We start from the raw sequence: 13898 nt of genomic DNA, 5'->3' as shown, positions 1-13898 counted from the left end.
ATCAGCCCAGCTTGCCGATGATGTTCAGGCCAGCCGTCCACACGCCGACGGCGGTGCCCAGGCTGGTGAGGAAGAAGTTCACCAGCACGCGCGCGACCCGGTTCTGCCACCAGCCCTTGAGCTTGCCGGTGTCGTCGCGAAGGCGCAGGAAGTCGGCGTAAGTGGGCTTGCGCACCCAGGCTTCGACCACGGCACTGACGGTGCCCGAAGCCAGCGCGGGATGCAGCGGCGTCAGCGGCGAGGACACGAAGGCCGCCAGGATGCTCAGCGGATGTCCGCCCGCCGCCAGGCAGCCGAGCGCGCCGCCGATGCCGGTGATCAGCACCCACTGCAGCACCAGTTCGCCGCCCAGTTCGGCGCCACCCTGCCAGTAACCCCAGGCGAAGCCACCGAGCAGGAACACGGTGAGCACGATGGTGAACCACGGAATGTTGCCCTTGGCCGGCAGCACGTTGAGTTCGTCCAGCAGCGGCGCCGGCGCGGCAGCCTCCTCGCGCAGGTGCGTGGCCAGGCCCTTGAGGTGGCCGGCGCCTACGATCGCCAGCACTTCCTTGCCGCCTTCGGCGCCGACCTGGCGCAGGCGCGAGGCCATGTACTGGTCGCGCTCGGCGATCACCGCCTTGTACAGCGGCGGGCTGCCGGCCGCGAACTCGCCGAAGCTCGATTCCAGAAAGTCGCCTTCCTTGAGCTTCTCGATCTCGTGCGACTCCACGTCCTCGTCGGCAAACAGGCTGGCCGCCAGCCCGGCGATCAGCTTGGTGCGGCCCCAGAAGCCCAGCGCCCCGAAGGCGCGGCGCAGCGTGATGCCCACGTCCCGGTCGATCAGCGACAGCCGCAGGCCGCGCTGCTGTGCGCCGACCGCCGCGGCCTTCAGCTCGGCGCCGGGCTCCACGCCCAGCTGCTCGGCCAGGCGACGCTGGTAGGCGGCCAGCGCGAGGTTGGCAGCCACCAGGCCGGTCTTGCCCTCGCGCAGGATCTGGAACAGGTCCAGCTTCGACAGCGCGTCGGGATCGGTCAGCGCGCGGTGGCGCTGGGCGTCCAGCTCGACCGCGATGGTGTCGTAGCGGCCGCTGGCCAGCTCGTTTTCAACGGCTTCGACGCTGGCGCGCGACACGTGCGCGGTGCCGAGCAGGGTGTAACGGACGCCATCACGTTCGACGATGGCATGCGGCTGGTCGTGCAGGCCGTGCGGGACGGCCTCGTCGGTGGGATTCAATCGCGGTACCGCCTGAGCAGGTCCTGGTAGGCGTCGATGCGGCGGTCGCGCAGGAAGGGCCAGATGCGGCGCACCTGTTCACTGCGCGCCAGGTCCACGTTGGCCATCAGGATTTCGGGGTGGTCGGTGTTGGCCTCGGCCAGGAACTCGCCCTGCGGGCCGAGCACATGGCTGCTGCCCCAGAAGCGGATGCCCGAGGTGCCCAGCGGCGAGGGCTCGTGGCCCACGCGGTTGCAGCTGAGCACCGGCAGGCCGTTGGCCACGGCATGGCCGCGGTGGCTCAGGATCCAGGCGCCGCGCTGGCGGTCCTTTTCGTCCTGCACGTCGTCCGGGTCCCAGCCGATGGCGGTGGGGTAGAGCAGCAGTTCGGCGCCGGCCAGCGCCATCAGGCGCGCGCCTTCGGGATACCACTGGTCCCAGCACACCAGCACGCCGAGGCGGCCGACGCTGGTGTCGATCGGTTCAAAGCCCAGGTCGCCCGGCGTGAAGTAGAACTTCTCGTAGAAGCCCGGGTCGTCGGGGATGTGCATCTTGCGGTACTTGCCCACCAGCCGGCCGTCGGTTTCGAAGACCACGGCGGTGTTGTGGTACAGGCCGGCAGCGCGCCGCTCGAACAGCGAGCCGACGATCACCACGCCGTGCTTCTTCGCCAGCGCGCCCAGGCGCTCGGTGCTGGGCCCGGGAATGGACTCGGCGCGGTCGAACTCGGCGGTGCTCTCGTGCTGGCAGAAGTAGGCGCCGTTGTGCAGTTCCTGCAGCAGCACCAGCCGGGCGCCGCGCGCCGCAGCCTCGGCCACGCGCGCTTCGATGTTGGCCAGGTTGGCCTCGGTGCTGCCGTGGTCGCGGTCCTGCACCAGGGCCACGGGAAGGATGCGCGTGCTCATGCCAGCAGGCCCTCGGGAAGTTGCATCGTGACGCAGTGCAGGCTGCCGTTCTGCCAGATCAGCGGGCGGCAGTTGATCTGGATGATCTCGCGGCCCGGGAAGGCGCGCGCCAGCACCGCGGCGGCCGCGTCATCGTTGGCATCGCCGTAGGCGGGCATCAGCACGGCGCCGTTGATGATCAGGAAATTGGCGTACGACGCCGCCAGGCGGCGCCCCTGGTCGAGGATCGGGCGAGCCCAGGGCAGCGGGAACAGGCGATAGGGCTGGCCGTCGACGGTGCGCAGCGCGGCGATTTCCGCGGCCATCGCCTGCAGCTCCACGTAGTGGCGGTCGTCCGGGTCGTCGCAGGCCTGGAACACGATCGCATCGGGCGCGGCGAAACGCGCCAGGGTGTCGATGTGGGCGTCGGTGTCGTCGCCCTCCAGGTAACCGTGGTCCAGCCACAGCGTGCGCCGCTGCACCAGCGCCGATTCCAGCGTGGCGGTGATCTGGTCGCGCGGCAGGTCGGGGTGCCGTTCGTGCAGGCAGGTCCAGGTGCTGAACAGGGTGCCGGCACCATCGGTCTCGATACCGCCGCCTTCCAGCGCAAAATCCACGCGCTGGTGGCGCGAGGGCACCAGCAGGCCCGAGGCGTGCAGCTTCGCCACCAGCTGGTCGTCCAGGCCGGCCTCGAACTTGCCGCCCCAGGCGGTGAAATGGAAGTCGAGCAGCCGGAAGCCCTCGCCCTCGCGCAGGGTGATCGGGCCCGAGTCGCGCAGCCAGGTGTCGTCGTAGGCGACTTCGAAAAAGCGAACGCGCGCCGGATCCACGCCGGCCGCCGCCAGGCGGGCGGCAGCGCGCTCGCGCAGCGCGACGTCGGCAACGCAGATCAGCGCGGGCTGGAAGCGGCAGATCGCCGCCACCAGGTCCACGTAGGTGGATTCGACCCCGGCCAGGCGCTCGGCCCAGTCGGTGCCTTCATGCGGCCACGCAAGCAGGACGGCGGATTGGGGTTCCCATTCCGCCGGGAAACGCAGGTTCTGGGACATCGCTTACTGCTGGACGGGCTTGGGGCCGATCTCGGTCGGGCTGGACTTCTTCGCCACCGCGTCCACGACGTGGCTGTACTCGAAGTACACCGAGAAACCGGGGTAGTCCCAGCGCGTGATCGGCGGGTTGGACCGGCGGCTGTTGGGGCCGGCGACCGGCGCATGCTTCTGCTGCGGGGCGCCGAACTTGGCTTCCACCTGGCCCATGCTGGCGCCGCGGGCGGGTAGGGACTGGCTGGCTTCGGTCTGCACGCGCTCGACCAGCAGGGTCTCGGCCTGGGCCGGGGACTGCAGGAACATGCCGGCGGTGAGCGCCAGGGTCAGGGTCAGGGCCTTCATGGTCCACCTCCGCTAGATCGTCGGGATGACGGGTAGGGTCGGGATCATCGCAAAACGGGGCTGAATTCGCCATGTCCGGGCCGCCGGCCGCAGGCAGGCGGGGCCGGAAACGAAAACGCCGGCTTTCGCCGGCGTTTCGCGGTGCAACCCTTGCTGCCTGCGCTCAGCGCTGGCGAGCCTTGAAACGCGGGTTGGACTTGCAGATCACGAAGACCTTGCCGCGGCGGCGCACGACCTTGCAGTCGCGATGGCGGGTCTTCGCCGACTTCAGGGACGAGAGCACTTTCATGGCAATTCCTTGGGTATGGGGCGATAAAGAAGCGGGAGTATAGCCCAGTACAAAACGGCTTGCAATACAAGCGTTTGGGTCGGGCCGGAGGCCGGGACGGGGCCCCGGGGGCGCGGGCTCAGCGCAGGTAGGCCTGGGTCAGGGTGTTCAGGTGCACCCGCTCGGCATCCCGCAGCAGCGGCGAGAGCAGCATCATCACCTGGACGATGCCCAGCCGGATCGCCTCGTTCTCGTCCTTGTCGCCGCGCACGCTGGCGTAGTTCATCCAGAAGGTCGCCACCACCAGGATGTTGGTGGCCGTGGCCTCCACCTCGGCGGCCGAGGCCCGCATCACGCCGGCCTGGACCAGGCCCTTCATGCCCGAGGAGGCGCCGTCCGCGGCCCGCTTGAGGATGCGGGCGAAGCGCAGGCGCAGGCGCCGGTTGCGGCTGAGGATGTCCACCAGGTCGCGGTAGAGGAAGCGGTATTCCCAGATGCACTCGAACACCAGGTGCAGCTGCAGCCAGATGTCCTCCAGGTCCCGCAGCCGGCCCTCGGGCGAGACCAGGGCCGTGTCCATGCGCTCTTCGTAGCGCGCGAACAGCTGCTCGATGATGTCGTCCTTGTTGCGGAAGTGGTAGTACAGGTTGCCCGGGCTGATTTCCAGCTCGTCGGCGATGTGGTTGGTGGTGACGTTCGGCTCGCCCTGCAGGTTGAACATGCTCAGGGCGGTGTCGAGGATGCGTTGGCGGGTCTGGCGGGCCATGGGGCGGCGTCAGCCGCGCAGCTTCTTCACGAGGTCCACGTACTTCTTCATCGCGTCCTCGGGCTTGGTGCCCTGCAGTTTTTCCCAGGCCTCGTACTTGGCCGTGCCCACGAAGTCGAAGAAGCCGGGCTTGGGACCGCTGACGTCGCCCTCCGAACCCTGCTTGTACAGGCCGTAGAGGCGGAGCATGGTGTCGTTGTCGGGTCGGTCGGCCAGGCCCATGACGTCCTGGGCGGCTTTCTGGAACTGTTCTTTCAGGTCGGCCATCTCGTAATCCCCCGGTTGAAGCGAGGGTGATATCACGGCCCCCCGGGACGGTCAACGCGACGTTTGTCAGGGCCGTGTCGGTCTGGCAACTTAGGCGCATGCGGCCAGCCATCACGGACTGGCCCCGGCACAGGGCAGGGGAGTTGTCATGAGCTATTTCGTCACCGGCGCCACCGGTTTCATCGGCCGTTACCTGGTCAGCAACCTGCTCAAGCGCAAGGGCACGGTGCACGTGCTGCTGCGCAAGGGGTCGGAGAAAAAGCTCGACGCCATCGCGGCCAGCATGGGCTGGGACCGCAAGCGCATCGTCCCGGTCACCGGCGACCTGTCCAAGCCGAAGCTGGGCCTCACGCCGGCGCAGGTGAAGGCGCTGGCGGGCAAGGTGCAGCACTTCTTCCACCTGGCCGCCATTTACGACCTGTCCGCCGACGCCGCCTCGCAGCAGGTGGCCAACATCGACGGCACCCGCCACGCGATCGAGCTGGCCACGGCCATCAAGGCCGGCTGCTTCCACCACACCAGCTCCATCGCCGCGGCCGGCCTGTATCCGGGCGTGTTCCGCGAGGACATGTTCGAGGAAGCCGAAGGCCTGAAGGATCCCTACCTGCGCACCAAGCATGAGTCGGAAGGCATCGTGCGCAAGGAGTGCAAGGTGCCGTTCCGCATCTACCGCCCGTCGATGGTCATCGGCCATTCGCGCACCGGCGAGATGGACAAGATCGACGGGCCCTACTACCTCTTCAGCCTGATCAAGAAGATCCGCCAGACCCTGCCGCAGTGGGTGCCCACGCTGGGCATCGAGGGCGGCCGCATCAACGTGGTGCCGGTGGACTTCGTGGCCGATGCCATGGACCACATCGCCCACAAGAAGGGCCTGGACGGCCAGTGCTTCCACCTGGTCGACCCCGAGCCGATGCGCTTCGGCGAGCTGATGAACACCTTTGCCCGCGCCGCGCACGCGCCCGAGATGACCATGCGCCTGGACGCACGCATGCTGGCCGTGGTGCCGGGCGCGGTCCGCGGCGCGGTGCTGAACCTGCCGCCGGTGAAGCGCTTCACCAACATGGTGCTGCGCGACCTCAAGATCCCGCCGTCCACGCTGGCCTTCATCACCTATCCCACGCGCTTCGACACCCGGGTGGTCGAACGCGCGCTCAAGGGCAGCAAGATCTCGGTGCCTGAACTCGACAGCTACGCCTGGCGGATCTGGGACTACTGGGAGCGCCACCTGGACCCGGACCTGTTCGTCGACCGCTCGCTGCGCGGCAAGGTCGAGAACAAGGTCGTGGTCATCACCGGCGGCTCGTCGGGCATCGGCAAGGCCTCGGCGATCAAGATCGCGGAGGCCGGCGCCAAGGTCATCATCGTCGCCCGCGGCGAAAAGGAACTGCACGAGACCCGCGACGAGATCATCGCCGCTGGCGGCAAGTGCTGGGCCTACACCTGCGACCTGACCGACCTGGCCAGCTGCGACGGCCTGGTCAAGACCGTGCTGGCCGAGCACAAGCACGTGGACGTGCTGGTCAACAATGCGGGCCGCTCGATCCGGCGCTCGGTGGAGGCCAGCTACGACCGCTTCCACGACTACGAGCGCACCATGCAGCTCAACTACTTCGGCTGCCTGCGCCTGATCATGGGCTTCCTGCCGGGCATGACCACGCGCCGCAAGGGCCACGTGATCAACATCAGCTCCATCGGCGTGCTGGCCAGTTCGCCGCGGTTCTCGGCCTACGTCGCCTCCAAGGCGGCGCTGGATGCCTTCAGCCGCTGTGCGCAGGCCGAATTCAGCGGCAAGAACATCGCCTTCACCACGGTCAACATGCCGCTGGTGAAAACCCCGATGATCGCCCCGACCAAGATGTACGACTCGGTGCCGACGCTGACGCCGGAAGAAGCCGCCGACCTGATCGTCAAGGCCATCATCGAGCGTCCCAGCCGCGTGGCCACCCGCATGGGCATCTTCGCCGCCACGCTCAATGCGCTGGTGCCGAAGGCCTACGAGGTGATCATGAACACCGCGTTCGAGATGTTCCCGGACTCGGCGGCCGCCAAGGGCGACCGCAAGGCGCTCAAGGACGAAACCGCCACCAACGAACAGGTGGCCTTCGCCGCCCTGATGCGCGGCGTGCACTGGTGATCGGACGTGCCTTCGCCCCCTGGCCGCAGCGGCCGGGGGCGGGGGTGGCTTACTGGCACTGCCTCCAGCGCACCGGCACCTTCGAGCTGGCCGGGGGTTCCAGCTGCAGGCGCGTGTAGCGCAGTTCCTCGTACTCGATCAGGATCGCGCAGGCTTCGTTGACCAGGCCGGTGTCGATGCCGTCTTCGTTGACCAGGCTGATGTTGAGCGTGGACAGCGTCGACCAGATGGCGCTGTTGGCCTGCTCCAGGTCCGCGACGCGCGCCGCGGCGGTGAGCCGGCGCTGTGCGCGCTCCTCGTCGGACAGTCGGGCGATGGCTTCCAGTTCCTTCATCGCCGCGCTGGCGTCGCGCGAGGCCGGGTCCTGCACGACAGGCGCCGTCGCCGCGGCTGCCGGGGCCGGATCGGCGGCCGGTGCCGGCGCCGCAGCCTGTGGCGCCACGGGCGCCGCATCATCGCGATCGAACATCGCTCCGACCACGAACACCAGCAGGCCCAGACCGATGCTGGCGAAAACGCCCATGCGCTGGCCACGGCGGATCTCGCTGGCGGCCTGGTAGCGGATGTCCTCGACCAGGGTCGAGGGCGCGAAGGGTTCGACCTGCGGCCAGAGGCTGCGGCCGTCGATCAGCTCCACGCCGTAGCGGCGCGCCAGGTCGCGGGCGAAGCCCTCGGCCGTACCCAGCGTGACCAGGATGCCACTGCCGGCGCCCTGCAGCTGCACGGCATTGGCGAAGTCGCGCACGTTGGCTTCGCCCAGGCGATAGGCGGTGCCGTGCTTGTAGCCCAGCAGTACACGCTCGTCGCCCTTGCTGAGCAGGAACTCGGTGCCGCCGTCGCCGGGCTGGCGGCTGGAGGGCGCCTCGACGTAGCCCTTCTCGCCCAGCGCCTGAAGCACCAGTCCGGCGCACTCGCGCCACTTCATGCCGGCCAGCGCGCGAATGCCGGCGGCGGTCTCCGCTTTGCGGCGGCGCAGGACGCCAAACCACCAGCTGCTGGCGATGAACGCGGCCAGGGTGACCGCCAGGGCCACGATCAGGGGACTCATGCCAAACATCCAGACCACTCCAGGAACAAGACGGACAGGCGCTCAGGATAACGCGGATTGGTCCGGGCCTCGGCCGGACCGCGATGAAGCGGGTGGCCCACAAAGCAAAAGGCCCGGCGCGAGCCGGGCCTTGCCTGTAGAAGATGTCCGCCAGCCGGGTGCCGTAAGGGGAGGGAGCGAACGGATACCGTTAATGGCTGGCGGACATGAACCGAATTACGGGGCCTGCGGTGCGACCGGCTTCGGCGCCTTCGGAAGGCCGGCCTTGCGGGGCGCCCTGGCCTTGCGGGCAGCGGGCTTGGCGGCCTTGGACTTGCGCGGGGCCTTGGTCTTGGTGGTCTTGGCGGTCTTGGCGGCCTTTGCAGCCTTCGCCGGCTTGGCCTTGGCGGCCTTGCGGGCCGGCGCCTTGGTGGCGGACTTGGCAGCCGGGCGCGAGATGCGGCGCAGTTCACCGTTGAGCTCTTCGACGCGGTCGGTCAGCTCCACCAGATCTTCGCGGCTGGGCACGCCCAGGCGATTGAGGGCGCGCTGCACGCGGGTCTCGAACACGGTCTCGAGGCGGTCCCAGGTGTCCACGGCGCGCTCGCGCACCACGCCCACGCGGTCCTCGACGGCGTCACGCACCATTTCGACCTTGCCGGTGGCGAGCTTGCGGGTGGTCTGCTCGATGGTCATGCCTTCCTTCACCAGCGCTTCGAACAGCTTCGAGCCTTCGCCCTGCGCCCGAGTGAACGCACCGACGCCCGCCATCCAGATCTGCTGAGCCGACTCCACGATCGAACGCGACATCTGCTCGGCCTTCGCCTGCAGGTCGGGATGGGACTTGGCGGCGGCCGATTTGGCACGCACGCTTTTCTTGAGCTTGGCCATGCTGACTCCGAAGCGTAAAGGGGTTGGGCAGGTGCCCGAGTGGCGCCAATTTGCGCCGGCTGTCTAGAGCATTCACACCAGAGGCGAGGACGCCGCCCAGCCTACTTGGCGCGTGTTGCGCTCGCGCGACGACGCTTGCCCCGACGCTGGCGCACCAGCAGGTCCACGTCGTCCAGGGCACGGCGCAGGCGCGCCGTGGTTTCGGTTGGCCGCGGCGACAGGCCCAGGCCGTCCATGATCGAGGCGGAGGCATCGTCGAGCACTTCGTCGCGCAGCCGCAGTCCATGGCGAGCCAGCACCGGGGCCAGCTGCGCGCGGCGGTTGCGCAGGTCGGCCAGGGTGGAGCGGAATGCATGCTCGCAAACGCGCTGGCGCGAGGAGTAACTGAAGACGTTGGTGAAGAACATCTCGCCGTCGTCCTCGTTGGGTTCGAACACGACCTGGTCGGTGTCCGGGTACTGCTGGGCGTACTTGGCCAGGCCCACCTGCATGCGCGACTGCAGGATGGTGCGGAAGGTCTGCGACAGCACCACCGGCAGGCCACCTTCGGCCAGTTTGTCCATGCCTTCGGGCGGGCGCCCGCCGCGGCTGGCGTTGAAGGGCACGAAGGGGTTGATGCCCAGCATCAGGTCGATGCCGTGGTCGAGCACCACCGAGGCGTGCATGGTGCGGCGCAGGGCGCCATCAACGAAATGGTGGCCGCGGATGTCCACCGGCGGGTACAGGCCGGGCAGGGCGGAGCTGGCCTGCACGGCGCGCGAAATGCTGACGTCGTCCCAGCCCGGGCTGCCGAATTTCACCGCTTCACCGCTGTCCAGGTCGACCGCCACCACGTACAGCCGCGCCGCCAGCTCACGGAAATCGTTGCTGCGGCCGCGGATGGTGAACACCTGGCGCAGGAAGCGCTCGATGCCGCGGTTGTCGAACAAGCCCGTAGGAATGGCGCCGCCAAAACGGCTGATGAGCTCGCTCAGGTGCGAGCCGGTGGGGTCGGTGACCACGCCCTTCCACCAGTCGAAGGCCAGCCGGGGCAGGGACGAGGCGCGCCGGAAATACTCCAGGAAGGCCGGGCGCAGGAAGATTTCCGGACGGAAGCTGACCTGGTCGCTGTCGCCGGAAATGAAGATGCGGCACATCTCGGCCGTGTCGAGCCGGTTGGCCAGGCCCGCGGCCAGGAACGCGCCCGAACTCACGCCGACGTAGACCTCCAGCCGGGTCAGGTCCAGGCCTTCGATTGCCACGTCCAGCGCGCGCAGCGCGCCGAGCTCGTACATCCCGCCGATCGGGCCGCCGCCGGCGATGGCCAGGCCGATCCGGGCCTTGCTGGCTTGCCTGCGCTTCCTGGCGGGCTGCAGAACTAGCATGCTATGGGTCCATTCCTTTGAAGGCGCGGCGATTGTAGCCCGCGGACGCACCCGGACAAGAGTGAACCAGCGCACTGATCCCAACCGCCGGCCGGCCCGGCTTCAGACCCGATGAGCCAGACGTTCCAGCGCCATCGGCTGGCCAAGCGCCTTGCCTGGCAGCAGGCCCTGCACGATGTCCGGGCCGAGCCGCGCAACAAGCTCAAGACGCTGGCGCCGCTGCGCGCCTGGCAGACCCGTCGCCTGGCTGACGGCTTCCAGGACTTCCTGGCCAGCCCGCGCATGCGCCCGGCTGCCGAATTTTTTCTTACCGACCTGTACGGCGAGCGGGACTTTTCCGCGCGCGACCGCGACGTGGCCCGGATCATGCCCCTGATGTCGCGCCTGCTGCCGGAAAGCCTGCTGGTGGCGGCCACCGATGCCATCGAGCTAGCGGTGCTCAGCCACGCCTTCGACCTGCGCATGGCCCAGGCCCTGGCCGACCGGCCCGAGCCGCTGGCGCCGATCACGGTGGCCGACTACGGGAAGGCCTACCGGACGGTCGGATGCCCGCGGCTGCGCCGGCACCAGATCGAGCTGGTGTTGGGCGTGGGCTGGACCCTGGATGCCGCCGTCAAGAAGCACGGCGTCTACAAGCTGCTGCGCGCCTCGCGGTTCCCGGCCAAGGCGGCCGGCCTGTCGGAGCTGCAGGGTTTCCTCGAGCGGGGCTTCGCCGCCTTCGAGGCGCTGGATGGCGCCGGAGACTTCCTGGAGGCGATTGGCAGCCGCGAACGCGAGGTGTCGCGCCGGCTGTTCCGCGCCGACGCCGATCCGTTCCGGCCCGGGTCTAGCCGAACTCCTGGTCCAGGTAGCGCTCGATCTCGCGCTCGATAGGACCCTTGATGGCCATCAGCAGGAAACCCAGGCTGGCGGTGACGTGCACTTCCTTGCCGGTCACGGCGATGTTGCCGTCCACGCCGCCCCGCGAAAACTGCATGTTGTTGCCGTCCCAGCCGTATTCGACGTCGAACTTGCTGGCGATGTGTTCAGCCACGCGCTCGATCGCGGCGCGTGCTTCCTTGAGCGGCCGCGTGTGCTTGCGGCGGATATCGATGTTGGCCATGGCGCCCTCCTCGGCGGCCTATTCTGCGTTGTCTTGCCGTATCCACCAAGGGTATGCCGCCGGTCGGCATGCTAGATTCCCGGGCGGAGGGCCTGGATGCAGCTGACGTTTCCCAACGGTGAGCACGAGAACGTACCCCTGCAGGGGGAGGTGACGGTCGGCAGCCGCAGCGGCAGCCGGGTGTGCCTGTCGGCCAGCGGGCTGGCGCCCCTGCATGCCAGCTTCGTTCAGGACCGGCGCGGCCTGTGGCTCCGGGTTCCCCCGGGCGTGCATGGCGTGCACCTCAATGCGCGGCCGGTTCGCCGCCTCGCCCAGCTCCGGCCGGGCGACCTGGTATGCCTGGACAAGCTGCGGCTGCAGCTCAAGGCCGACGACCAGCCCGAAATCGACCGCCGCATCCCGGCCAGCCAGCCTGCCGCCATGAACGAGGCGCAGCGGGTGTCCGCGTCCCGCGTGGTGCTGCGGGGACTTACCGGCCAGCATTTCGGCCGCAGCTACACCCTGACCGAGCCGCGGCTGTTCGGGCGCACCGCGTCTGCCGACATCCGGTTGGACGATGCCGCCGTGGCCGAGCGGCATGCGGTCATCGAGCTGCACGCCGACCGCGTGGTGCTGCGCGCCCTGGGCAACGACACCAGCCTGGTCAACGGCGTGGCGGTCCGCGATGCAGTGCTTTCGCCCGGCGACCAGCTGAGCATCGACCAGCACCGTTTCGTACTCGAGGCCCCCGGCCTGCCGCACCGCGGCCAGCTGGCCGGGCAGCGGCCGGTCGCGGCCACCCATACCCAGACGCTCAAGGCGGTGCGGGTGCCGGTGGCTGAAGACCCCGCGCCGGGCCGACAGGAAGCGCCGGGCAAGCCAGCGTCGCGTCGCGACCCCGGCGCCCTGTGGTGGCTGATTGCGGCCGCGACGGTGCTGGCTGCTTCGATCACCGCGTTGCTAGTCTACGCCCCGCGCATCGGCGGCTGAGCGGCCTGCCGCCGGCCGGCCGCCAGCTTCCAGTAAAGCCGCAGGCCCAGCAGCAGGGCCAGGATGCCGGCATAGATCAGCGGTTCGCGCAGGTCGGACTTCACCAGCCAGACGAAGTGCAGCACCGCCAGCACGCCCACGACATAGACCAGCTTGTGCAACTGCCCCCAGCGCCGCCCCAGGCGTCGCATCCAGCCCCGGGTCGACGTCACCGCCAGCGGCACCAGCAGCAGCCAGGCCGCAAAGCCGACCGTGATGTACGGGCGCTTGACGATGTCCTCGAATACCTGGGTCCAGTAGCCGCCCAGGTCCAGTACCAGGTAAGTGCTCAGGTGCAAGCTGGCGTAGAAGAACGCGTACAGGCCCAGCAGGCGACGGAAGCGCAGCGGCCAGGACTGGCCCGTGATCCGCCGCAGCGGGGTCATCGCCAGGGTGGCCAGCAGGCCGCGCAGTGCCCAGTCGCCGGTGCTGTGCGTGATGGCGGCGACCGGGTCGGCGCCCAGGCTGTCCTCGACCACGCCCTGCACCAGCAGGGCCAAGGGAAGCAGGCACAACGCGTGCGCGAGCGCCTTGTAGGCCACCCAGTCCCAGGCGACCTTCCGGGTCAGAACCATTTGGCCAGGTCCATGCCCTTGTACATCGCCGCGACCTGGTCGGCGTAGCCGTTGAACGGCAGGGTGGGAATGCGTTCGGCGAACAGCTTGCTGGCCGTGCCGGCGATGCGGCGCTCGCTGCGCTGGCTCCAGCGCGGGTGGTCGACGTCCGGGTTCACGTTGGAATAGAAGCCGTACTCCGAGGGCTGCGACTGGTTCCAGCTGGTCAGCGGCATCTGCTCGGTGAAGTCGATGCGGACGATGGACTTGATGCTCTTGAAGCCATACTTCCACGGCACCACCAGCCGCAGCGGCGCACCGTTCTGGTTGGGCAGGGGCTTGCCGTACATGCCGGTGGCCAGCAGGGTCAGCGGGTTCATGGCCTCGTCCATGCGCAGGCCTTCACGGTAGGGCCAGTCCAGCGCGGGGTAGCGGACGCCGGGCATCTGGTCCGGGTCGGCCAGCGTGGTGAAGGCGACGTACTTGGCCTTGGAAGTGGGCTTGAACCGCGACAGCAGGGCGCCGAGCGGCACGCCCTGCCAAGGGATGACCATGGACCACCCCTCCACGCAGCGCAGGCGATAGATGCGCTCCTGCACCGGCTGGCCCTTGAGGAAGTCCTCGAGCGGGAAGGTGCCCGTGAGCTCGGCCTCGCCACCGACCACCACCGACCAGGGCGAGGTCCGCAGGGAATGTGCGTTCTTCGACGGGTCGACCTTGCCGGTGCCGAATTCGTAGAAGTTGTTGTAGCTGGTGGCGTCCTGCACCCGCGTGAGTTCGTCGGCCGCGCGGAAACCGTCGGCGCTGTCCCGTGCGGCCGGGGCAGCGGACGCGGCGCCGGGAGCATCTTCGGCGTCGGCGCAGCCGGCCAGGGCCAGCAGGGGACTGGCCAGGCCGAGCTTCATCCACTCCCGGCGGCTGCGGTAGACCGCCTCGGGGGTCACCTGGGATTCGGGGATGTCGTGCGGAATGCGGGTCTTCACGGGCTGGCTCCGTCGGGGTGGGGTGGGTGGCCTTGCGGCATGGCTATACTCCTTCCCTTGAGGG

At 68.8% G+C, this 13898-nt stretch carries 16 protein-coding genes; 3 read left to right on the top strand and 13 right to left on the bottom strand.

Translation table 11 applies throughout. From position 1 onward, the window contains the following. Window position 1: 1 nt before the first annotated feature. The 7 genes from ACOQFR_RS12925 to ACOQFR_RS12895 form a co-directional block, all read right to left on the bottom strand. Window positions 2–1216 carry a TraB/GumN family protein gene (locus tag ACOQFR_RS12925; RefSeq protein WP_421382530.1) on the bottom strand — a complete coding sequence of 405 codons (1215 nt, stop codon included), beginning with the start codon at window positions 1214–1216 and terminating at the stop codon, window positions 2–4. Then, window positions 1213–2100: a carbon-nitrogen hydrolase gene (locus ACOQFR_RS12920; RefSeq protein WP_421382529.1), complete on the bottom strand. Its 888-nt coding sequence runs from the start codon at window positions 2098–2100 to the stop codon at window positions 1213–1215. Before ACOQFR_RS12920 ends, ACOQFR_RS12925 begins: the two co-directional genes overlap by 4 nt. Then, window positions 2097–3128, bottom strand: a complete 1032-nt coding sequence (locus ACOQFR_RS12915) for an agmatine deiminase family protein (RefSeq protein WP_421382527.1) — start codon at window positions 3126–3128, stop codon at window positions 2097–2099. The genes ACOQFR_RS12920 and ACOQFR_RS12915 overlap by 4 nt, the downstream gene beginning before the upstream one ends. Before the next feature lie 3 nt (window positions 3129–3131). Further along, entirely contained in the window at window positions 3132–3467 is a 336-nt protein-coding gene (locus tag ACOQFR_RS12910; protein WP_421382525.1) for a hypothetical protein, read from the bottom strand. Window positions 3468–3630: 163 nt separating this feature from the next. Next, window positions 3631–3756 (bottom strand): type B 50S ribosomal protein L36, encoded by a 126-nt coding sequence (ykgO, locus tag ACOQFR_RS12905; protein ID WP_005913193.1) that lies wholly within the window; start codon window positions 3754–3756, stop codon window positions 3631–3633. 118 nt (window positions 3757–3874) lie between these two features. After that, the gene (locus ACOQFR_RS12900) at window positions 3875–4501 is read right to left on the bottom strand and encodes a TetR/AcrR family transcriptional regulator (RefSeq protein WP_421382522.1); all 627 of its coding nucleotides are present in this window, start codon (window positions 4499–4501) and stop codon (window positions 3875–3877) included. 9 nt (window positions 4502–4510) lie between these two features. Continuing rightward, on the bottom strand, window positions 4511–4768 hold the full coding sequence (locus ACOQFR_RS12895; protein WP_421382520.1) for an acyl-CoA-binding protein: 258 nt from the start codon (window positions 4766–4768) through the stop codon (window positions 4511–4513). A gap of 148 nt (window positions 4769–4916) precedes the next feature. Here ACOQFR_RS12895 and ACOQFR_RS12890 point away from each other — a divergent pair, with 148 nt between their 5' ends. Further along, window positions 4917–6905, top strand: coding sequence for an SDR family oxidoreductase (locus ACOQFR_RS12890; protein ID WP_421382518.1), 1989 nt, complete (start codon window positions 4917–4919; stop codon window positions 6903–6905). A gap of 49 nt (window positions 6906–6954) precedes the next feature. On the opposite strand, the gene ACOQFR_RS12885 is transcribed toward ACOQFR_RS12890, so the two are convergent. The 3 genes from ACOQFR_RS12885 to ACOQFR_RS12875 all read right to left on the bottom strand — a co-directional run bounded on the left by ACOQFR_RS12885 (window position 6955) and on the right by ACOQFR_RS12875 (window position 10187). After that, window positions 6955–7953, bottom strand: coding sequence for a restriction endonuclease (locus ACOQFR_RS12885; protein WP_421382516.1), 999 nt, complete (start codon window positions 7951–7953; stop codon window positions 6955–6957). 216 nt (window positions 7954–8169) lie between these two features. Continuing rightward, window positions 8170–8823 carry a phasin family protein gene (locus ACOQFR_RS12880; protein WP_421382514.1) on the bottom strand — a complete coding sequence of 218 codons (654 nt, stop codon included), beginning with the start codon at window positions 8821–8823 and terminating at the stop codon, window positions 8170–8172. 101 nt (window positions 8824–8924) lie between these two features. Next, window positions 8925–10187 carry a patatin-like phospholipase family protein gene (locus ACOQFR_RS12875; protein ID WP_421382512.1) on the bottom strand — a complete coding sequence of 421 codons (1263 nt, stop codon included), beginning with the start codon at window positions 10185–10187 and terminating at the stop codon, window positions 8925–8927. Window positions 10188–10298: 111 nt separating this feature from the next. On the opposite strand from ACOQFR_RS12875, the gene ACOQFR_RS12870 reads away from it, so the two are divergent. Continuing rightward, window positions 10299–11060 (top strand): FFLEELY motif protein, encoded by a 762-nt coding sequence (locus tag ACOQFR_RS12870; protein ID WP_421382510.1) that lies wholly within the window; start codon window positions 10299–10301, stop codon window positions 11058–11060. Here the strand turns inward: ACOQFR_RS12870 and ACOQFR_RS12865 are convergent. Then, on the bottom strand, window positions 11014–11289 hold the full coding sequence (locus ACOQFR_RS12865; protein WP_421382508.1) for a polyhydroxyalkanoic acid system family protein: 276 nt from the start codon (window positions 11287–11289) through the stop codon (window positions 11014–11016). The genes ACOQFR_RS12870 and ACOQFR_RS12865 overlap by 47 nt on opposite strands. 96 nt (window positions 11290–11385) lie before the next feature. Between ACOQFR_RS12865 and ACOQFR_RS12860 the strand changes: the two genes are divergently transcribed. After that, complete coding sequence (locus ACOQFR_RS12860) at window positions 11386–12258, top strand: FHA domain-containing protein (RefSeq protein WP_421382506.1); 873 nt, start codon at window positions 11386–11388, stop codon at window positions 12256–12258. On the opposite strand, the gene ACOQFR_RS12855 is transcribed toward ACOQFR_RS12860, so the two are convergent. Both ACOQFR_RS12855 and msrP read right to left on the bottom strand, forming a co-directional pair. Next, window positions 12234–12872 carry a sulfite oxidase heme-binding subunit YedZ gene (locus ACOQFR_RS12855; RefSeq protein ID WP_421382504.1) on the bottom strand — a complete coding sequence of 213 codons (639 nt, stop codon included), beginning with the start codon at window positions 12870–12872 and terminating at the stop codon, window positions 12234–12236. The genes ACOQFR_RS12860 and ACOQFR_RS12855 overlap by 25 nt on opposite strands. Beyond that, window positions 12863–13834, bottom strand: a complete 972-nt coding sequence (gene msrP, locus ACOQFR_RS12850) for a protein-methionine-sulfoxide reductase catalytic subunit MsrP (RefSeq protein ID WP_421382502.1) — start codon at window positions 13832–13834, stop codon at window positions 12863–12865. Before msrP ends, ACOQFR_RS12855 begins: the two co-directional genes overlap by 10 nt. Between the last annotated feature and the right edge of the window lie 64 nt (window positions 13835–13898).

The sequence above is a fragment of the Arenimonas sp. MALMAid1274 genome (assembly GCF_049195245.1).
In the GTDB taxonomy this organism is placed as follows: domain Bacteria; phylum Pseudomonadota; class Gammaproteobacteria; order Xanthomonadales; family Xanthomonadaceae; genus Arenimonas.
The sequence above is the reverse complement of the archived record's forward strand: the minus strand, read 5'-3'. Positions and strand labels throughout refer to the sequence as shown.